This is a genomic window from Leisingera caerulea DSM 24564 (genome assembly GCF_000473325.1).
In the GTDB taxonomy this organism is placed as follows: Bacteria; Pseudomonadota; Alphaproteobacteria; order Rhodobacterales; family Rhodobacteraceae; genus Leisingera; species Leisingera caerulea.
In genome coordinates this window covers 280,359-298,877 of record NZ_KI421513.1, presented here as the reverse complement: position 1 = coordinate 298,877, position 18,519 = coordinate 280,359, and the positions used below count along the sequence as shown (strand labels likewise).

Sequence of the window (18,519 nt, the reverse complement as noted above, 5' to 3'; positions counted from 1 at the left end):
CCATGACAGGCAACCTGAATATCGCAGTTGCCCAAAGCCCTGCGGACCTTGACGGTCCGCAGGCGCGGCTGGCGTGGCTTGGCAGCTGTCTGACCCGGCTGCAAGGGCAGCACACCGATCTGCTGGTGCTGCCTGAGCTGTTTCTGACCGGATATAACATCGGCAGCCGGGTTTCGGACTGGGCGGAACCAGCAGACGGTCCATCGGCGCAGGTGGTCGCGGAACTCGCCCGGGAGCACCAGGTGGCGATCCACTACGGATTTGCGGAGCAATCTGGCGGTGACCTGTTTAACTCAGCCTCGTGCATCGGCAAGGATGGAAACCTGCTGGCAACCCACCGCAAACTGCTGCTGCCTCCTGGCTTTGAAGGGGACCATTTCAGCCCTGGCGAAACCTACACGCTGTTCGAGCTGGAAGGGTTCAAAGCTGCCACACTGATCTGCTATGACGCCGAGTTCCCTGAAACCTTCCGGGCGGTTGCCCAAGCCGGGGCAGAGCTGGTTCTGGTTCCCACCGCTTTGGGCGCGCAATGGGGTGTGGTGGCAAACACCGTCATCCCTGCGCGCGCGTTCGAAAACGGGGTGTTCGTTTGCTACGCAAATTCCTGCGGGCATGAAAATGGCATGGACTATTTCGGGGGCAGCTGTGTCGTCGCGCCCAATGGGCAGGACTTGGCCAGAGCAGGGACGGGCGAAGAATTGTTGAAGGCACGCATGGGAAAAGGCGCGGTTCCAATGGCCCAATCCCGGTTGCCATACCTGACCGACCGGCTAAAACTCCCCGATCTGATCAACTGAAAAGATGAATGGAACCTGGCGATTGGCCATTTGTGCAACAAAAGAGGTTCACTGACTTCGAAATGGCTGAACTGGCGTACTGAATGGGAGAGTCTCCAATCGGACCGTGTCAGCCAATTCGTTTGAGTTTTCCTTCAGCACTTCGGCAACCGGAAACTGATCGTGGCAGTCATACTTGAATGAGATCAAAAATGATCTGGGAATAAGCTCTTTGCAATGTAAAGGCAGGTGCGCTCTGCCTTGCTGCGGTCGAATTCTTCTGCATGCAGGTGGAAGTCAGTCCACGTTCCCTCAAGGAGCGCTATCAGGCCGTCAGTTGCGAGTTCTGCGTCGGCATCAAGGTAATTCCCCTCGTCAATAAGAGTTTGGCAGAGCTCAATCATTACATCCCGCAGGCTCGCATCCCTGGAATCGATAGACTTGCGGTATTCCGGGTTCGAGTAAACCTCGGAGCGGAAGGAGAACCAAACAGCGACGTCACGCCGGTTCAGAAAGTCCGGGGAAAGATCCAGCTGGATGATCCTCCTCAGTTTTTCTGCAGCGGGCAAGCCCGGGTCCAGGGCCACCTTGTTCCAGCGTTCGGAGTAACTGTTCGACAAGTCTTCGGCGACAGCCAGCAGAAGGTTTTCCTTGGTCTTGAAGTGCAGGTTGATCATGCCCCGCGACAGGCCTGAAATCTCCTGGATTGCGGCAATGGTTGCGCCCCGGAAGCCGTGTTTGAAAATGGCTTCCGCGGCGGAATCCAACAGGTGGCGCCGATTCTTCGACTTGCTGAATTCCCTGGCGTTTAGCCCTTCCTCATGCTGGCCGGTATCGCGCACGTCTCCTTTGAACCTCTCTGCATTGAGTGAATGACCTTGAGTTTCCAATGACTTCACACAACCAAGGCTCAAAGGCAAAAGCTTTTCTTGACTTTGAATGTATGTATGTTCAGTTTGTGATAAATGTTACAACGCAGGTGAGATCATGACGCTGCTGAATACCGACTTCGACACCGTCCGCGATTGGGACAACGGGCATTTTGTTCATCCGTGGGAGGGGATGGCCTATATCGGCCAGAATGACAGGACCTTCACCGAAGGCGGTGAAGGCATCTATGTCACGACGGAAACGGGCGAGCGCCTGATCGACGGACCGGCAGGCATGTGGTGCGTGCAGATCGGTTACGGAAACACTGAGATCGTCGATGCGATGGCGGAACAGGCGCGCGAGCTGGCTTATTTCTCGCCATTCAACAACGCGAACTCTACCTCCGCACGCCTGGCCCACGAAATAGCCAAACGTACGCCGGGGGATCTGAACCACGTGTTCTTCACGACCGGCGGTTCGACCGCCGTGGACAGCGCGCTGCGGTTCATCCAGTTCCGTAACAACATTCTGGGACGGCCGGAAAAGAAAATCGTCATCTCGCGTCAGAAGGCCTATCACGGCTCGACCTATCTGGCGGCCTCGTTGAGCGGCAAGGAGCGCGACAAGGGCTGGCTGGATCAGGCGGAGCATCTGGCTCACTTCCTGCCCAACGTGAACCCTTATGTCCGCGCCGAAGGCCAGAGCATCGAGGCCTTTCTGGATGAAAAGGTGGCGGATCTGGAGAACGCCATTCTGCAGATCGGCGCCGAAAAGGTGGCGGCATTAATTGCAGAGCCAATCCTTTGTTCGGGTGGGGTGATTGTCCCGCCGGCGGGCTACCACAAGCGCTGCCTCGAGGTGTGCCGTCGGCACGATGTGCTTTACATCTCTGACGAAGTTGTCACCGGTTTTGGCCGCATGGGCCACTGGTTCGCTTCGGAAGCGGTGTTCGATATCGTTCCTGACATCATCACCTGCGCCAAGGGCATGACCTCAGGCTATGTGCCGATGGGGGCCTGCATCATCTCGGACCGGCTGATTGCCGACGTTTCCGGTGACAAGTCCCGGGACGCGACCTTTTCGAACGGCTTCACTTACTCGGGCCATCCGGTCAGCGCAGCCGCTGCGCTCAAGAATATCGAGATCATCGAACGCGAGGGCATCCTTGAGCACGTGCGAAATGTCACTCCCCATTTCGAAGCACGGCTTGGAGCTCTCGCTGACCTCCCGCTTGTCGGAGATGCGCGCGGCAAGGGGCTGCTCGGCTGTGTCGAGTGTGTAGCAGATGCGTCGGCCGACGATGTGCTCGCGCTCGACAAAACCGTGGGTGCGATGATTGATGCACATTGCCAGGAAAACGGTCTCATCCTGCGCCCGATCATCAACATGTGCGTATTCTCGCCGCCGCTGGTGATCACGGATGGCCAGATCGACCAGATGTTCGACATCCTGGAGGACGGCATCCGCAAAACAACCGACGATCTCATCAAACAGGGGGTGAACCTCGCATGACACAGTACCGCATGCCTCCCGAGTGGGTCCCGCATGAGCGCACCTGGATGGCCTGGCCTTGTGCCGAAGGAACCTTTGGCGACAGCCTGCCGCAAGTGAGACGCGAATATGCTGATGTCGCCAAGGCCATAGCGCAGTTCGAACCTGTGGCCATGCTCTATGACCCGGAAAACGGCGATGGGCTCGAAGCGCTTGAAGGCCAAGCCAATATTGAGCTGGTCTCTTGCCCGCTGGATGACAGTTGGCTGCGCGACAACGGGCCGACCTTCGTGCTGGGCGACGATGGCTCGCTTGCTGGTGTGGACTGGACCTTTGACGGCTGGGGCGGTGATTGGCCCCACGAGAAAGATGCCAAGGTTGCCTCCCGCGTCATTGAGCTGGCGGGGGCAAAGCGGAACCCATCTGCCATGATCTATGAGGGCGGTGCGCTCAATATTGACGGCAAAGGGACGTGTGTGGTCACGCGGCAATGCTATGAACACCGCACCCGCAATGGCGGGCCAAGCCCGGAAGAATTCGAAGCAGAACTGTGCAAGCAGCTGGGCCTGTCCAAGATCATTTGGCTGAACCGCACGCTGGAGAATGACTCGACCAATGGCCACGTCGATGTCGTTGCGGCATTTGTGCCCGGCGGCGTCCTCTGCCAGGTCAGCGCCGATCCGGAGGATTCCGACTATCAGAACCTGCTGGACAACCGCGCCATTCTGGAAGCGGAGACTGATGCCGCAGGCCAGCCGCTGACGATTTTCCAGGTGACCTCGCCGCCTGTAGACCGCAAGCCGGACGGCAGCCGTCGCTTCCTGTCGTACGTCAATTTCTACCTGGTCAACGGCGGAGTGATCGTCCCGCAATACGGTTTCCCCGAGCACGACCAGGAAGCACTGGACGTCCTGTCGAGCCTGTTCCCGGACCGCATCGTAGTCGGCGTGCTGACCAACGCGATCGCTGATGGCGGGGGCAATATCCATTGCATCACCCAGCAGCAACCCAAAGCCGGAGCCCCCGCCCATGCGTAACGTAACCCTCGCTGCCACCCAGATGAGCTGTTCCTGGGACAAGGAAGACAATATTGCCACGGCTGAAGCGCTGGTGCGCGACGCAGCCGGCCGCGGTGCCAATGTGATCCTGATCCAGGAGCTGTTCGAGACACCCTATTTTTGCATCGAGCAGGCGCACAAGCATTTCGCGCTGGCCACCACGGTGGAGGAAAACACGGCAATCCGGCATTTCTCCTCCTTGGCGAGGGAGCTGGGGGTGGTCCTGCCAGTTTCCTTCTTTGAGCGTGCCGGGCAGAGCTATTTCAACTCTCTGGCCATGATTGACGCCGATGGAACGGTCATGGGGATCTACCGCAAGTCGCATATCCCCAATGACGTCGCTTATCAGGAGAAACAGTTCTTCAGCCCCGGCGATACCGGGTTCAAGGTTTGGGACACCGCCTTCGGGCGCGTGGGCGCGGCGATCTGCTGGGACCAGTGGTTCCCCGAAGCCGCCCGCTGCATGGTGCTGCAGGGCGCCGAAATGCTGCTTTACCCCACTGCGATTGGGTCCGAGCCGACCCGCCCGGATGCCGATTGCATTCCCCATTGGCAGACCGTGATGCGCGGCCACGCCGGGGCCAACCTGGTGCCGGTCTTGGCCAGCAACCGGGTGGGCGAGGAAGTCGCCACTGAGGACGGCAATCTGCGCATGGCTTTCTTCGGCGGATCGTTCATTGCCGACCACTTTGGCCAGAAAGTGGCCGAGGCCGGGCGCGAGGACGGTGTGGTTTTGACCGCAGAGTTCGACCTGGATGCGGTGGCTGAAATGCGCCGTTACTGGGGGATCTTCCGCGACCGCCGACCGGACCTCTATGGCGCGATCTGCACCTATGATGGGCGCACGGGCTGACAGCCGGAGGGAGGAAGCACGGTGACTTTGGACAAGAATGCCAGGCTGGGGCTGCTGCTGGCCACGCCGACCACGCTGTATGTGCTGCTGCTGATTGCAGCGCCGGTGGCGATGACGGTTGCCTACTCCTTCTGGACCCAGGAATTTGTGGACGTGTCGCGCGACTTCACCCTGTCCAACTATCAGGAAGTCTTTGCCGACCCGCTGTACCGCACGCTGATCTTCCGCTCGGTCCGGATCGCCGCGATGGTGACGCTGCTGACAGTTCTGCTGGCTTACCCGGTGGCCTACCACATCGCGTTCAACGTCAAGAAAAACAAGGCGATGTGGCTGTTCCTGGTAACCATCCCCTTCTGGACCAGCTACCTGCTGCGGGTGTTTTCCTGGAAGCTGATCCTGGCGCAGAACGGGGTGGTCAATTCCGCACTGCTCTGGCTCGGTGTCATCGACACCCCCATCGACACTCTGCTTTACAACTCCGAAGCCGTGGTGGTGACTTTGGCCCACGCTTGGGCGCCGTTTGCTATCCTGCCGATCTTCGTATCGCTGGAAAAGATCGACCGCAGCCTGCTGGAAGCGGCAAAGGATCTGGGCGAAGGCCCGGTACGGACTTTCCTTCGGGTGACCCTGCCGCTGTCGATCCCCGGCATCATCGGCGCCAGCATGATCATCTTTATTCCCACCGTTGGCGACTACGTCACCCCGGCGCTGGTCGGCGGCTCAGACGGTGCGATGGTCGCCAACATGATCCAGGTCCAGTTCGGCAAGGCCAACAACTGGCCGCTGGGGGCGGCGCTGGCGTTGTCGGCAGTGGTCTGCGTCACGTCGGCAGCCTGCCTGCTTGTGCTGGGTCTGAAACTGATCGAAAGGAGCCTTAAATGAACCGCGTTGTTGCTGTCCTTTCGCGGATTGGCAGGCTGCTGCCCACTTATGCTGTGCTCTATATCGGGTTCCTGTACCTGCCGATCCTGCTGCTGCCGCTGTTTTCCTTCAACGACTCCAAGGTACTCGGCTTTCCGCTGACGGGTTTCACAACAAAATGGTACGTGAGCCTGGCTGAACAGACGGCGTTGTTTGACGCACTCAAGAACAGCCTGATCGTGGCCGTTGTTTCTGCAGTGGTGGCCACCAGCCTGGGCACGCTGATCTCACGCGCGATCACCAAGCACCGCTACCCGCTGCGCCGGACCAGCCAGACCATCGTCATGGCACCGCTCGTGATGCCCGAAATCATCATCGCCATTTCGCTGCTGATCGTGTTCCTCGGCATCGGGATCGGCACCACGCTGTTCACCGTGATCCTGGCCCATTCGCTGCTGACCATTCCGTTCTGCGTGTCGATCATGACATCAGCCTTCGGCCAGTTCGATGATGCTCTGGAAGAGGCCGCAGTTGACCTCGGCGAAACCTCCTGGGGCGCACTGCGGCGGGTGACGCTGCCGGTTGTCTCGCCGGGGATCATTTCCAGCCTGCTGATCAGCTTTACGGTCTCCTTCGATGAGTTCATCTTGGCCTTCTTCCTGTCCGGCAACAGCCCGACGCTGCCGGTCTATATCTGGAGCCAGGTGCGCTTCCCGGCGAAGCTGCCGAACGTGATCGCGCTCGGCTCGCTCCTTATCCTTATTTCCATTCTGTTCCTGCTGGTGGCCGAACGCTTCCGCCGCCGCAGCGAACGTTTCACACAGCAACCTGAGTAGGACCTACCGGCATGGACCATAAGATCGCCGTCAATATCGCCAATGTCAGCAAGTCCTTCGGAAGCTTCCAGGCTGTCAGGAACGTGAACCTGCAGCTGAAGGAGGGGGAGTTCTTCTCTCTTCTCGGCCCCTCGGGCTGCGGCAAGTCCACGCTGCTCAGAATGATCGCAGGCTTCGAGGAACCGTCGGAAGGCACCATCTCCATCGGCGGTCTGCCTATGGCCGGGATTGATGCCAACCACCGGCCAACGAATATGGTCTTTCAGAGCTACGCCATCTTTCCGCATTTGAACGTCGAGGAGAACATCATCTTCGGCCTGGCGCGCTCCGGTCTGAGTCGATCAGAAAAGCGGGCCAGGGCGGAAGACATGCTGGCCAAGGTCGGCCTGGAGGGGCTGGGCCGGCGCGGCGCGCATGAGCTGTCCGGCGGCCAGCGCCAGCGGGTGGCCCTGGCCCGGGCCCTGGTACTGGAACCCAAGGTCCTGCTGCTGGACGAGCCGATGTCGGCGCTCGACAAGAAGCTGCGCGAACAGATGCAGATGGAGCTGCGGGCATTACAGCGCTCGGTTGGGATCACCTTCCTGATGGTAACCCATGACCAGCATGAGGCGATGACGATCTCGGACCGCTGCGGCGTGATGTTCGAGGGCAAGCTCGCACAGGTTGCCACGCCGCACGAGCTCTATCAGAAGCCCAACACCAAACAGGTCGCGGATTTCATCGGCGGAATGAACTTCTTCGATGGCAGTATCAAGGCCAATGGCGGCAATCGGCTTGAAGTTGAATTGCCTCGGTTCGGGCAGCTTTCGGTCGATGCGCATGGCGTTTCGGATGGCATTGGAGCCGCAGTCACGATCGGCCTGCGGCCCGAGCGCGTTCATATCGGCAGCGGCCGCCCTGAAGGGGCCGATGTGGCCGTTCCAGCGCGCGTGATCGACCGGGCCTTCTATGGCGAAACAATCCACTACTACCTGGAGCTTGAGGGCCGGACTGATCCGCTGATCGCCTCGGTGACAAATTTCGAACGGGCTGACCATTTTGAGATTGGTGATGCCGTGTGGTCAGGCTTTCGCGGCGGTGCGGCCGTCGCCCTTCCCCAGAAATGAACTGAATGTCCTGAGAGGAGGAATACTCATGAAGATCAAATCTCTTTCTGCCGGGCTGGCCCTGGGAGCGCTGGCCGCCTTTGGCGCCAGTGCAGGCCAGATCACCGTGTTTGACTGGTCCGGCTACGACGATCCAGGCTTCTTTAACGCCTATGTCGAAAAACATGGAAGCGCCCCCGACTTCTCGTTTTTTGCGGATGACCACGAGGGCTTCAACAAGCTGCGTTCCGGTTTCAAGGCCGATCTGGCCCATCCCTGCAGTGGGTTGATCGGTAAGATGCGCGCTGCCGACCTGATCAAGCCGATTGACACCGCGCGCTTGGATGCCTGGGGCGAACTGCTTCCCACATTGGCTCAACTGCCGGAAGTGTCGTCGGACGGCCAAGTCTGGATGGTGCCTTTTGATTGGGGAAATACCGGTCTCGTCTACCGGACAGATCTCGTCGCAGGCGATATCGACCTGAAGATGCTGGCGGACCCGGCGCTGGCCGGCAAGGTTTCACTGCCGGACGTGGTCGAAGATGCCTACGGGTTTGCAGCGCTGGCTGTTGGCGTCAACGACTGGAGCGAAATGACGGATGAGAAATTCCAGGAGGCGTCGGACTTCCTGCGGGCAGTCCATAAAAACGTGCGTTTCTACTGGAGCGATCAAGGGCAGTTGGATGCGGCCATCAAGTCAGGAGAGATCCACGCCGCCTGGGCCTGGAATGCGACCGAACTGGCGCTGATCTTCGATAATGTTCCGGTGAAAATGGTGCGTGACCCTGAAGTGGGCGTTGCCAGCTGGGCTTGCGGCTATGTGCATCTCAAGGACGGCGAAGGCAGCGATGAGGACGTGTATGACTTCCTGAACGCGCTGTCGGATGCCGAGAGCGGAAAGTACCTGATCGAGGCTTGGGGCTATGCACACGCCAACGCTGGTTCCTATGGGATCGCCGATCAGGAGGCTGTGAGAGCTTACGGCTATTCCGACCCCGAAGGCTTCATGGCTGAAAGCCTGTTCGGTTTCCGCGTCTCCAACGAGATGGCCGCGAAGATGCTGAAGGAATTCGAGCGGATCAAAGCCGGTTTCTGATCCGCCCGCAGATCACCCAATGGCGGCGCCAGCGCCGCCGCAACCCTGCCACCACATGAGAGATCCATGGTAAAAACACCCTACGCTGACGGTTTCCGTATGCCTGCCCGGTTTGCACCCCACGCCCGTACCTACATCGGCTGGCCGACCGAGCTGAACTACCGAAGTGACCTGGTGCGGACCCGGGTGGAATATGCCGGTGTCGTCCGCGCGGTGGCGGAATTTGAACCGGTGACAGTGATCGCCGACCCCAGTGACGCGGCCGGCGCGCGGGCCGAGCTTGCCGGCTGCAGCAATGCCGAGATCCTGGAAATCCCGATCAACGACGCCTGGCTGCGCGACAGCGGCTGGATCTTCGTCAAGAACGATGACGGCGAAGTCGCACTGGTCCAATTCCAGTTTAACGGCTGGGGCGGAAAATACGCCTGCGACAAAGACATGCGCGTTGCCGAACACCTTACCGACCATCTCGGCATCAGGCTCTATCATGCGCCGTTCATTTGCGAGGGCGGCGGCATCACTGTCGACGGCGAAGGCACGCTGATCACCACCGAACAGGTGATGCGCAATGCCGACCGGTATAACGGTGTGTCGCGGGACGATCTCGAAGGGATGCTGCGGGATTACCTCGGCATTGAGAAGGTTATCTGGCTGGGGCTGGGGCTGGTCGAGGACGCCGGCACCGACGGTCATGCCGACAACGTGGTGGAATACCTCGCGCCCGGTGTTGTGCTGGCCCAGACGGTGACAGATCCGTCGAACCCGAACTATGAACTGTGCCAGGAAAACCTGCGCCGCCTCAAAGACGCAACGGACGCAAAGGGGCGCAAGCTCGAAGTGATCGAGATGCCGCGCTTGCCCTACACCGATCCTGCCCATGGGGAGCCCATGCCGGTGCCCTATGTGAATGCCTACGCCGTCAATAGTGCGTTGATCACCCCGATGATTGGAGGAGCAGATGACGAACAGGCGTGCGCCGAATTGGAAGAGCTGTTCCCCGGCCGCAGAATCGTGGGCGTGGACAGCACCTTTATCGCGCTCGATGGCGGCGGTATCGGCTGCATCACACAGCAGCAGCCTGCCGGTGCTTTGGCTGCTCCATAAGGCGCTGTCGGGCAAAATTGGTGAAAGTTGGCCTCGTACGGGGGCAACTTGACTTGGTGTTTGCCTTACGCGCATCGGTAAGTTTGGGCACTGACCCGGGTCTCGCGGCAAGCAGCAGCAAAGTCCGTTTTGGAGACGCTGCACAGCGGCGTAAGGAACTTCAGCAATTGGCAGGTTCGGGCCGTTCTCCTTCGCTGACTTGTAGGGAGGCAGGCCTAATCGCCACGGTGCCAAACCGGGCTTTGGTTAGCTGTTAGACTTTCTCGTATTGAAGCTCTCCCCCCAGGAAGCCGCTGTTGCCGCATGCATCCAGGATATGGCGCCGTACCGCCGCAACCTGGGGAGCAGCCAAACGTTCAGGACGGCAAAGCAAAGTCAGTGCCACTGGATCGGCAGACCAGTCAGGGACCAGGCGCACGAGATTGCCAGCTTGAATATGCACCTCTGTCAGTAAGGACGGGAGCAGGGCTGCTCCTTGCCCCGCAAGGACAGCCGCAAATGCAAGCTCCATCGAATTAACGCGCAGGCCGATCGTCGGCTCGATGATCTCCTGATGCCCTTCCATATTTCGAAACGCCCATTTGCCGGATTCTTGTGTGCGCAATACACAGGGCAACCTGGCCAAATCAGCAGGCCGGGAGAGACGGGGCATCCTTTCTGCAAAGGCCGGGCTGGCAAGAGGCGCGCGCTGCGCGGACGGCAGGGCAGCCGAAATAAACCGCCCTTTGTCTGCAGGACCGGTTCTGAAGGACAGATCTATGTCCTCTACCGCAAAATCCGATTTTGAATCATCGGCATGCAATTCAAGTTCGATAGCCGGGTAGCGGGACCGAAGGCTTGCCAGAAGCGGGACAAGCGCGGTGCAAAGAAGACTGTTGGGTCCTGAGACTGACACCCGCCCTGCAATCTTCCCGCTTCGGGCGAAGCCAAGCTGCGCCTCGGCCTCAAGCGCTGCATCCACCGGGCCGACGCAAATCTCGAAAATCCTGCGCCCAGCCGCGGTCGGGGCCACCGCCCGCCCAGACCGGTCCAGCAGGACCAGCCCCAATTCGGCTTCAAACAGCGCAAGCTTTTGGCTGATCGCCGACTTCGTGGTGTTCAGCTCCGCCGCTGCCGCGCTCATCGACCCGGCGCGCACAGTGGCCACCAGGGCCTTGGCGCAGGAATAGAATCTATCGTTCATAAATCCGAACGATAGTTAACAAACGGGTCATTTTCCAGAACAAATGAGATCCCTAAATTCTATTTCAGCGAACAGGCCAGGAGATGAGAAATGCAGACAGAGATGGTCTATCACCCCGCCGCGACCCGTGAGTTCAAGGACTTCGGCTTCATGCAGGCGCATCTGTCGTTCAAGCCGCACCTTGCAGAAGGGCGCCGGCGGTTCGGCCCGCTGATCACAATTGACGACGGCACGCTTGCACCGGACGCCCAAGGCTTTGGCCTGCATCCGCACCGGGATGTCGAAGTCGTCACCTTCATGGTGAGCGGAGAGGTGTCGCATATCGATCCGGTGGTGCCCGTTCACAACGGTACTGTGAAGTCGAAAGGCCTTCAGCTGATCACCGCCGGTACAGGCATCCTGCACAACGAGGTGAACAACTCGCGGACGAAGCCGATGCGTGCGCTGCAAATCTGGTTCGAGCCGCGGGCCAGAGGCCTGGCGCCGGCTTATTCCAGCAAGGAGCTGGAAACCGCGGACCACAGCAACCGGTTCCAGCTGGTGCTGTCGCCAGACGGCGCCGGTGGCTCACTTGTCGTGCAGCAGGAGGTGCGCCTGAGTTACGGCAGCTTCGACCGCCGCAGCGTGCTGAACTTCAGCCCGTCCAGCCCTGACCGCAGCCTCTACATCTTTATGATCGAAGGCGAGGCAACTGCTGCCGGCCGCGCCCTCAGGAAAGGGGATGGGCTGGGACTGCTCCGTGCCGGGGACGTGGCGGTTGAGGCTGCAGCCGGCGCTGAGCTCCTGATCTTCGAACTGCCTGCATCCGAAATCTCTTAACCAGGAAAGGACATCAACATGACCTCCAAAAAAGTGCCCCCCGAAAACGCAGCCACTGTTCTGATCGACCATCAGGTTGGCACCATGAACTGGGCGAAGTCCGTTGACCGCGATCTGATCGAAGCCAATACCCGGGCCTTGGCGCGGACGGCGGCGGCGCTTGGCATGCCGCTGGTGCTGACTTCCAGCATGGAAGACAACATGCAGGGGCCGCTGATGCCCGCGCTGGAAGAGATTGCGCCGGATGCCTTCGCCGCGCGGATCAAGCGCCCTGGCGTGGTGAACTGCTGGGATGACAGCGCCTTTGCCGCTGCCTGCCGCAACACCGGGCGCAGGCATTTCATCATGGCAGGCATAACCACTGACGTGTGTCTTGCCCCGCCTGCGATCAGTGCCGCCGAAGAGGGCTTTGCCGTGACCGCAGTTGTCGATGCTTCCGGTTCTCCCACTGCGCTGACGGATGAGATGGCGTTCCGCAAAATGGAGCGAGGCGGTGTCGAGCTCACCACAACCAGCGCGCTGCTTGCAGAACTTGCGGTCAATTGGGCCAGCGAGGCCGGACAGAAAATCATGCAGATCCTCGGCGAGGAAATCCTGAGCCGCGGATAGGCTCTCTGACCCATTGAAAGTAATGCGGGAGCGGCCGCCTCATTCATGGGGCGGCCATTAAACTTCGCAGGTGGTGCTAACTTTGAGAAAAAGCTCCCGATCTGGCAATAAAAGGAGCTTGAAAACGGCCACTATGGCCCGGCTGCGCAGGGGGTGCCAGGCGGGTCGAAGGAGTGACACCGAATGGTCCATTCGAGCCCACTGAAGCTCATTAATGCCTGACTGCAGCAATAAAACTTCTGGCCAACTCAGGGAACGCCAGCAGCACAAAGACGATAAGCTTCAATGATCTCGGATGACAAAAGATCAGCATCCTCTTCCCTCATACCGTATCCGATAACAGAGGCTCGAATGATCTTCCGGCCCGCCCATTCGCCATGGGTGGGGTATACCTTTCCATTGTCCTGAATGCGCTGCAGGACCCGCATGGTCAGATCGTCGCCATCCGGCCCCTCGCCGCAGCAGATTGCGACCTGATTGCTGTGGATCTGGTTCAGAACTGTCAGGCCGGGCTCGTTCGAAACCGTTCGGGCAATTCGCTCCGCCAGGCGGCAATGGCGTGCTACCAGTTCGCAAACTCCCGTCCGGCCAAGGTGCCGAAGTAGCGCATAGCTCGGGACACCTCTTGCACGCCGGGATAGCTCCGGCGTTGAATCACTTGGTTCCCAATGCTCTGTTGTTTCCGGGAGATAGGCGCCGCGGGCAGACATCGATGCAACAAGCGGCGCCCGGTCGCGCACGATGACCATGCCTGCATCGAATGGCGCGTTGAGCCACTTGTGCAGGTCAATCGCCCAACTGTCTGCTTTACCGACCCCCTCCAACCGGTTAGCCAATTCAGGCACGGCGGCGAGCCAGAGCCCGAAAGCACCATCCACATGAACCCAGCCGTTCCGCTCGCGCACCATTGGTATGAGCTCGGCAAACGGATCAAAGGCGCCGGTGTTTATTTGACCTGCCTGGAGGATAACAAGCGGCGGACCGCTGCAGCTGTCCAGGGCAGTCCGGAAAGCATCCGGCTTTATCCTGCCTTCGCCGTCTGTCGCGACGATGTTTGTTCGGCTCGCGCCAAAGCCAGCATAACGCAGGGCTGCGAATGGGGCAGAATGCGCGTCTTGCCCGATCAAAACGGGAATCTCGGGTGCCGAAAACAGCCCGTCAGCTTCAACATCCCACCCTTGCGAAGCCAGCAGCGCATTGCGTGCTGCCATGACGCCAACCATGTTCGCCACTGTGCCGCCGGTCACAAGACCGGCTCCGCTTTCGGACGGCAGTGACAGCAACTCGATAACCCAGTTGCAAACAGCGCGTTCCATTCCGGTTATTGCTGGTGTTTCAAAAGATGAACCCGCGTTCTGGCCCCAGGCGGATACCAGAATGTCGGCAGCTACACCGACGGGATGCGATGCGCCGAGGACATAGCCGAAGAAGGTCGGCCCCGCCATTTTGTGCAGCCCGCCTTCAGACCGCCGCACGATGTCCCCGATTACCTCACTTTCCGGCACCCCCGTTTCAGGAAGAGGGCTCAGAAAACGGCTCGCAGCTTCGCCAAGTCCCAATGCAGGCCGCGCAGGCGCCCTTGGCAGTTCCTGGCGATAGGTTTTCGCCGCCTTGTAGGCTGCTTCCAAAGCTTGCGCCTGCGCTTCACTCAAACCTTGCCGCACTCGTCCCATCACAAATACCCGCTACCAGAATGCTACCCGTGGAAAGGTAGCATGGATTGCTCTGAAATGCCTTGGTTTACATGTGGCCAAAGAGTGTTTCGTCCCGGCCGAGGCATTGGTTGTTTAGAAATGCTGTACCTGGTTGCGAACGGCCGCATTGGGGAGGCCGCACTGCGGCGACGGGAACCCTGACAAATGGCAGGTGAGGACCGTCCTTGCATCGCATAACGACCGCGATCGCGCACGTGCCGCACCCCATCCGAGGTCAGTTTCGGGCCCGAACTTATTTTTCGGGCTTTCTCGCAATAACTGTTGTTACAGTACGCGTCTTCCGGCTCCTGGTAATCGCTATCGCACCCAAAACCAGGGTGCAGGCTACGGCCTGGTGCATTGTGATCACTTCATCAAATGCAATAACTCCAACCGCAAACATCGTCGGTAATTCGATGCTTCCGACGACGGCAGTTTGGGAAGCGCCGATCAGGGGCGAACAGATCGTGTATACGAGCTGCGGCACAAGTGCCGTGATCAAACCAATTCCGACAATTAATACCCAGTCGGACTGCCCCGCCGGGAGCAACTCTGCGATGTCCGCACCCGCCATCAGCGGCAAAAGCCCAAGAACCGATCCCAAGGAAACGGAGGCAATGCGTGCAAGCGGCGGGATGCGGGACAGCCTGTGGACCAAATCACAAATACCGAAGCCAAAGCCGAAGGGGGCTGCCAACGACAGCAAAAGCATAGGAATGTGCTGCAGGGGCACCGATGCAGGCGAGCCTGCTATAATGGCCGCTACCGCAATGAGGCCTGAGGCGAGCAAAGCGCGCTTCGTAGGTGCATCGGAGAAGAAAGCCCAGGCAATGACCAGCGTGAAAACCGGGTAGGTCATGTAAAGCACGCCCACTGTCGATGCGGGCAGTGGACCTGTCCCGGTTTGATGCCGCTCCTTTGATAGCATTTATTGCAGCAAAGGAGATGAACTATGGGACTGAAGCGGACGGATGAATTCCGCCAAGATGCTGTGCGGATCGCATTAACGAGCGGGCTTACGCGTAAGCAGGTGGCTTCTGATTTAGGTGTTGGGCTGTCGACGCTGAACAAATGGATCACGGCACATCGAGACACTGATGCGGTGTCGAAAGAGGATTTGAGCCTCGCTCAGGAGAATGAACGCCTTCGGCGCGAGGTGCGCATTCTCAAGGAGGAGAGGGACATCCTAAAAAAGGCCGCCCAATTCTTCGCGGGCCTAAAGCAATGAGATTTAAGTTCATCGAAGAGCACCAAGACAGGTTCCCGGCCAAACGCCTATGCGATGTCGTCGGTGTCAGCACACGCGGATTGCGGGCCTTCCGCAGTCGGCCAGCCAGTCGCAGGCAGCGCTCTGATATGGTCACACTGGCGCACATCAAAGAACAGTCACGTCTCAGCCTGGGCAGCTATGGTCGGCCAAGAATGACCGAAGAGCTTAAGGAGATCGGCCTGGATGTTGGCCATCGCCGTGTGGGCCGTTTGATGCGCCAGAATGGCATATCCGTGGTTCGAACCCGCAAATACAAGGCCACGACCGATAGCGACCACCAGTTCAACATCGCACCCAATCTGCTGGATCGAAACTTCACAGCAGACCTGCCAAACCAGAAATGGGCGGGTGACATCAGCTATGTCTGGACGCGTGAGGGATGGTTGTATCTTGCTGTGATCCTGGACCTGCATTCCCGGCGTGTCATTGGGTGGGCCGTCAGCAATCGCATGAAGTGGGACTTGGCGATCCGGGCGCTGAAGATGGCTATCGCCTTCAGATCACCGCCTAAGGGCTGCATTCATCACACAGATCGCGGGTCGCAATACTGTTCACACGACTATCAAAAAATCCTGCGTCAGCATGGCTTCCAGGTGTCTATGAGCGGCAAGGGTAATTGTTACGACAATGCCGCGGTCGAGACGTTCTTCAAGACCATCAAAGCTGAACTGATCTGGCGACAGTCATGGGACACACGGCGTCAGGCTGAGATGGCCATCTTCCAGTACACCAACGGCTTCTACAATCCGCGACGCCGGCACTCAGCATTGGGCTGGAGAAGCCCGGTCGCTTTCGAACGGAAAGTGGCCTAAACGAGCAACTGGGGCGGCACTAAAACGCGACACGTCCACTCGAAGCAGGTTCGATCCCTCTCCTGTCATGGGAACCTTCTGTCTGATGATCGAGAAGGCCTCAATCGTCAGGCAGAAATGCCGTTCCCCAAATGCACCACTGTCAGATCATCGCTGAACCCCAGCCACCCGCGCCATTGCCGCGGAGCGGCTTCGTCCTCGGGTCGGCTACCGGTCTGATCCATATGTCCTCTCCCTGATGTCGATGGCGGATATTTCGGCCTCGCAAGCGGACAGAAACGCTGTTTCTGCGTCCGATTGGCGGCGCGCCGGGTTGGTAATCAGGTAGATATTCACCATCGGCAGCTCGTCATAGGGCGGCAGCTGGCGGATGCGCCCGGCTGCGACGTCCTGGCTTGCCACGTGAAGGGGCAATGCGCCTATCCCGATATTCGCCATGATCATCCGGCGGATTTCATTCAAGCTTGAGGACACGCCGCGCCAGGTATTGGCCAAGCCCATGCGGGCACGCAGGCGTGAAATGGCTTCAAGCGGGCCGCCTTCAGCTTCGGTTTGAAAAGCTACAAACGGTTCGCCCTCCAAGTCCTCCGGGGTGATGGTCCGAGCGCCGAATAATGGGTGGCGTGCGCCGCAATAGAGGCCAAAGTATTCCCGGTACAGGACCATGGTGTCCAGGTTTTGAGGAAGCGCTGACAGCAGGCATATCCCGAAACTGGCACGGTTTTGGGATATCATGGTCTCGACATCGTCGCTTTCGTGCACAGAGAAGGAATAGGTGACGTGCGGATGGGCCGCGCTGAACCGGCTCAGAAAATCTTCGAAATGCTCAGAGATCACAGAACTGGTGATGGCTATCGAGAGGTGCCCGCGCAGCTCTGTATTGTCGGCGTCAAGCAGAGATGGAAGCTGAGAGACGGAGCCGAAAATTTTGGCGCATTCCGTGTAAAGCGCCTGTCCCGAGCGGGTTATGGTGAACTCATTCGGCTTGCGAATGACAAGCGTCTTGCCGGTTGTTTGTTCAAGGCGTTTCAGGGCCGCGGACACCGTTGGCTGTTTCAGCCCTAGAAAATCCGCGGCCTTAGAGATGCCGCGCTGCTCGGCGACCACCATGAAAGTGCGCAGCAGGTTCCAATCCAGGTTCCAGGGGAAACGCTGCTGATGCGGCAGGCTCATAGATTTCACCTATATTGAAGGTAGCATATATTTATTTGCGCAATACAGGACGGTTGTGCAAGCTTTTGTTCAAGCGGCTCGTCCGCCACTGCGCACGGGCGAAAAGCCCGGCCTGTTTCAATAGGGAGAAAAAAATGACTGTCCGCCGAACCGTCCTGAAATCCGCGATTGCCGCAGCTGCCCTTGCAGTGGCCGGATTGAACACTGTTTCTGCAGAAGAGCTTGGCACCTTGAAAGAAAAGGGTGTCATCCGCATCGCAATGTCGGGTGCATACCCTCCGTTCAACTTTGTGAACGACGAAAACCAGGTTGTCGGCTTTGATCCGGCCATCGGCACCGAGATTGCCAAGAGGATGGGGATGGAAGCGGAAATCGTGACCACCGCATGGGATGGCATTATCGGCGGGCTGCTTGCCAACAAATACGATGCAATCGTTGGATCGATGACCATTACCGAGGAGCGCGATGAAGTTGTCGACTTTGTTGGGCCATACTACTCGGACAAGCGCGCCATCTTTTCCAAGCCGGGATCGGGCATTGCCGGGCTGGAGGATCTCGAAGGAAAGAAAGTCGGCCTGACCCTGGGTGAAACCCATGAGGACTGGGCGCGTGACAAGGGCTACGACATCAACACCTACAAAGGCCTGCCTGAGCTTCTGCTGGAGCTGGAAAACGGACGTGTTGACGCCATCGTCAACGACTCCATCGCTGCCATTCTTGCGATGAAGGAGAAGGGGCAGGAGTTCGAAATGTTCGGCGATCCGACGACCGAGCCTTTCGGGGCAGGCATAGCGATCCGTGAGGGTAGCCCGGAACTGGCGGCGGAAATGCAAAAGGCGCTGGATTCCATGATGGAAGACGGCACCTACCTTGCCATCGCCGAGAAGTGGATTGGCGCGGACATCCGCTGACAAGCCTTCCCCCTGCTG

18 protein-coding genes are annotated in these 18,519 nt (G+C 59.1%); 13 read left to right on the top strand and 5 right to left on the bottom strand.

All coding sequences use genetic code 11. From position 1 onward, the window contains the following. Window positions 1–2 precede the first annotated feature (2 nt). Window positions 3–797, top strand: coding sequence for a carbon-nitrogen hydrolase family protein (locus CAER_RS0108640; RefSeq protein WP_027234974.1), 795 nt, complete (start codon window positions 3–5; stop codon window positions 795–797). 185 nt (window positions 798–982) lie between these two features. Here CAER_RS0108640 and CAER_RS0108635 read toward each other — a convergent pair whose 3' ends face one another. Continuing rightward, window positions 983–1,618 carry a TetR/AcrR family transcriptional regulator gene (locus CAER_RS0108635; RefSeq protein WP_027234973.1) on the bottom strand — a complete coding sequence of 212 codons (636 nt, stop codon included), beginning with the start codon at window positions 1,616–1,618 and terminating at the stop codon, window positions 983–985. A gap of 145 nt (window positions 1,619–1,763) precedes the next feature. Here CAER_RS0108635 and CAER_RS0108630 point away from each other — a divergent pair, with 145 nt between their 5' ends. The 8 genes from CAER_RS0108630 to CAER_RS0108595 all read left to right on the top strand — a co-directional run bounded on the left by CAER_RS0108630 (window position 1,764) and on the right by CAER_RS0108595 (window position 10,030). Next, the gene (locus tag CAER_RS0108630; protein ID WP_027234972.1) at window positions 1,764–3,158 is read left to right on the top strand and encodes an aminotransferase; all 1,395 of its coding nucleotides are present in this window, start codon (window positions 1,764–1,766) and stop codon (window positions 3,156–3,158) included. Then, window positions 3,155–4,174, top strand: coding sequence for an agmatine deiminase family protein (locus CAER_RS0108625; protein WP_027234971.1), 1,020 nt, complete (start codon window positions 3,155–3,157; stop codon window positions 4,172–4,174). Before CAER_RS0108630 ends, CAER_RS0108625 begins: the two co-directional genes overlap by 4 nt. Further along, window positions 4,167–5,048 carry an N-carbamoylputrescine amidase gene (gene aguB, locus CAER_RS0108620; RefSeq protein WP_027234970.1) on the top strand — a complete coding sequence of 294 codons (882 nt, stop codon included), beginning with the start codon at window positions 4,167–4,169 and terminating at the stop codon, window positions 5,046–5,048. The genes CAER_RS0108625 and aguB overlap by 8 nt, the downstream gene beginning before the upstream one ends. Before the next feature lie 27 nt (window positions 5,049–5,075). Beyond that, the gene (locus CAER_RS0108615) at window positions 5,076–5,930 is read left to right on the top strand and encodes an ABC transporter permease (protein WP_027234969.1); all 855 of its coding nucleotides are present in this window, start codon (window positions 5,076–5,078) and stop codon (window positions 5,928–5,930) included. Beyond that, window positions 5,927–6,745 carry an ABC transporter permease gene (locus CAER_RS0108610; RefSeq protein ID WP_027234968.1) on the top strand — a complete coding sequence of 273 codons (819 nt, stop codon included), beginning with the start codon at window positions 5,927–5,929 and terminating at the stop codon, window positions 6,743–6,745. Before CAER_RS0108615 ends, CAER_RS0108610 begins: the two co-directional genes overlap by 4 nt. 11 nt (window positions 6,746–6,756) lie before the next feature. Further along, the gene (locus tag CAER_RS30625) at window positions 6,757–7,851 is read left to right on the top strand and encodes an ABC transporter ATP-binding protein (RefSeq protein WP_027234967.1); all 1,095 of its coding nucleotides are present in this window, start codon (window positions 6,757–6,759) and stop codon (window positions 7,849–7,851) included. Between the two features lie 28 nt (window positions 7,852–7,879). Next, window positions 7,880–8,926, top strand: a complete 1,047-nt coding sequence (locus tag CAER_RS0108600; protein ID WP_027234966.1) for an extracellular solute-binding protein — start codon at window positions 7,880–7,882, stop codon at window positions 8,924–8,926. A 66-nt stretch (window positions 8,927–8,992) separates the two neighbouring features. Then, entirely contained in the window at window positions 8,993–10,030 is a 1,038-nt protein-coding gene (locus tag CAER_RS0108595) for an agmatine deiminase family protein (RefSeq protein WP_027234965.1), read from the top strand. Window positions 10,031–10,283: 253 nt separating this feature from the next. On the opposite strand, the gene CAER_RS0108590 is transcribed toward CAER_RS0108595, so the two are convergent. Further along, entirely contained in the window at window positions 10,284–11,213 is a 930-nt protein-coding gene (locus tag CAER_RS0108590; protein ID WP_027234964.1) for a LysR family transcriptional regulator, read from the bottom strand. 90 nt (window positions 11,214–11,303) lie between these two features. Between CAER_RS0108590 and CAER_RS0108585 the strand changes: the two genes are divergently transcribed. Together CAER_RS0108585 and CAER_RS0108580 are read left to right on the top strand one after the other, a co-directional pair. Continuing rightward, on the top strand, window positions 11,304–12,032 hold the full coding sequence (locus tag CAER_RS0108585) for a pirin family protein (RefSeq protein WP_027234963.1): 729 nt from the start codon (window positions 11,304–11,306) through the stop codon (window positions 12,030–12,032). Between the two features lie 18 nt (window positions 12,033–12,050). Beyond that, window positions 12,051–12,641, top strand: coding sequence for an isochorismatase family protein (locus CAER_RS0108580; protein ID WP_027234962.1), 591 nt, complete (start codon window positions 12,051–12,053; stop codon window positions 12,639–12,641). Between the two features lie 248 nt (window positions 12,642–12,889). Here the strand turns inward: CAER_RS0108580 and CAER_RS0108575 are convergent, their stop codons facing one another. Together CAER_RS0108575 and CAER_RS27825 are read right to left on the bottom strand one after the other, a co-directional pair. Further along, on the bottom strand, window positions 12,890–14,314 hold the full coding sequence (locus tag CAER_RS0108575; protein WP_084299504.1) for a pyridoxal phosphate-dependent decarboxylase family protein: 1,425 nt from the start codon (window positions 14,312–14,314) through the stop codon (window positions 12,890–12,892). 274 nt (window positions 14,315–14,588) lie between these two features. Then, a complete protein-coding gene (locus CAER_RS27825; protein WP_245597340.1) occupies window positions 14,589–15,194 on the bottom strand; it encodes a DMT family transporter in 606 nt (201 codons plus the stop codon). 93 nt (window positions 15,195–15,287) lie between these two features. Between CAER_RS27825 and CAER_RS0108560 the strand changes: the two genes are divergently transcribed. Then, window positions 15,288–16,417, top strand: a protein-coding gene (locus tag CAER_RS0108560; RefSeq protein ID WP_154667758.1) for an IS3 family transposase whose coding sequence is annotated in 2 segments (ribosomal slippage) — window positions 15,288–15,534 and window positions 15,534–16,417 — 1,131 coding nt in all. Because the reading frame shifts where the segments join, the coding sequence is not laid out codon by codon here. Window positions 16,418–16,624: 207 nt separating this feature from the next. Here the strand turns inward: CAER_RS0108560 and CAER_RS0108555 are convergent. Next, window positions 16,625–17,590, bottom strand: a complete 966-nt coding sequence (locus CAER_RS0108555; protein WP_027234958.1) for a LysR family transcriptional regulator — start codon at window positions 17,588–17,590, stop codon at window positions 16,625–16,627. A 134-nt stretch (window positions 17,591–17,724) separates the two neighbouring features. Between CAER_RS0108555 and CAER_RS0108550 the strand changes: the two genes are divergently transcribed. Continuing rightward, a complete protein-coding gene (locus tag CAER_RS0108550) occupies window positions 17,725–18,501 on the top strand; it encodes a transporter substrate-binding domain-containing protein (RefSeq protein WP_027234957.1) in 777 nt (258 codons plus the stop codon). The last annotated feature ends 18 nt before the right edge of the window (window positions 18,502–18,519 follow it).

Excerpts from the sequence above, each read along its gene's own strand:
- CAER_RS0108640 (WP_027234974.1), top strand. The coding sequence starts at position 3 with ATGACAGGCAACCTGAATATCGCAGTTGCCCAAAGCCCTGCGGACCTT.
- CAER_RS0108630 (WP_027234972.1), top strand. The coding sequence starts at position 1,764 with ATGACGCTGCTGAATACCGACTTCGACACCGTCCGCGATTGGGACAAC.
- CAER_RS0108625 (WP_027234971.1), top strand. The coding sequence starts at position 3,155 with ATGACACAGTACCGCATGCCTCCCGAGTGGGTCCCGCATGAGCGCACC.
- aguB (WP_027234970.1), top strand. The coding sequence starts at position 4,167 with ATGCGTAACGTAACCCTCGCTGCCACCCAGATGAGCTGTTCCTGGGAC.
- CAER_RS0108610 (WP_027234968.1), top strand. The coding sequence starts at position 5,927 with ATGAACCGCGTTGTTGCTGTCCTTTCGCGGATTGGCAGGCTGCTGCCC.
- CAER_RS30625 (WP_027234967.1), top strand. The coding sequence starts at position 6,757 with ATGGACCATAAGATCGCCGTCAATATCGCCAATGTCAGCAAGTCCTTC.
- CAER_RS0108600 (WP_027234966.1), top strand. The coding sequence starts at position 7,880 with ATGAAGATCAAATCTCTTTCTGCCGGGCTGGCCCTGGGAGCGCTGGCC.
- CAER_RS0108595 (WP_027234965.1), top strand. The coding sequence starts at position 8,993 with ATGGTAAAAACACCCTACGCTGACGGTTTCCGTATGCCTGCCCGGTTT.
- CAER_RS0108590 (WP_027234964.1), bottom strand. The coding sequence starts at position 11,213 with ATGAACGATAGATTCTATTCCTGCGCCAAGGCCCTGGTGGCCACTGTG.
- CAER_RS0108585 (WP_027234963.1), top strand. The coding sequence starts at position 11,304 with ATGCAGACAGAGATGGTCTATCACCCCGCCGCGACCCGTGAGTTCAAG.
- CAER_RS0108580 (WP_027234962.1), top strand. The coding sequence starts at position 12,051 with ATGACCTCCAAAAAAGTGCCCCCCGAAAACGCAGCCACTGTTCTGATC.
- CAER_RS0108575 (WP_084299504.1), bottom strand. The coding sequence starts at position 14,314 with ATGGGACGAGTGCGGCAAGGTTTGAGTGAAGCGCAGGCGCAAGCTTTG.
- CAER_RS27825 (WP_245597340.1), bottom strand. The coding sequence starts at position 15,194 with ATGACCTACCCGGTTTTCACGCTGGTCATTGCCTGGGCTTTCTTCTCC.
- CAER_RS0108555 (WP_027234958.1), bottom strand. The coding sequence starts at position 17,590 with ATGAGCCTGCCGCATCAGCAGCGTTTCCCCTGGAACCTGGATTGGAAC.
- CAER_RS0108550 (WP_027234957.1), top strand. The coding sequence starts at position 17,725 with ATGACTGTCCGCCGAACCGTCCTGAAATCCGCGATTGCCGCAGCTGCC.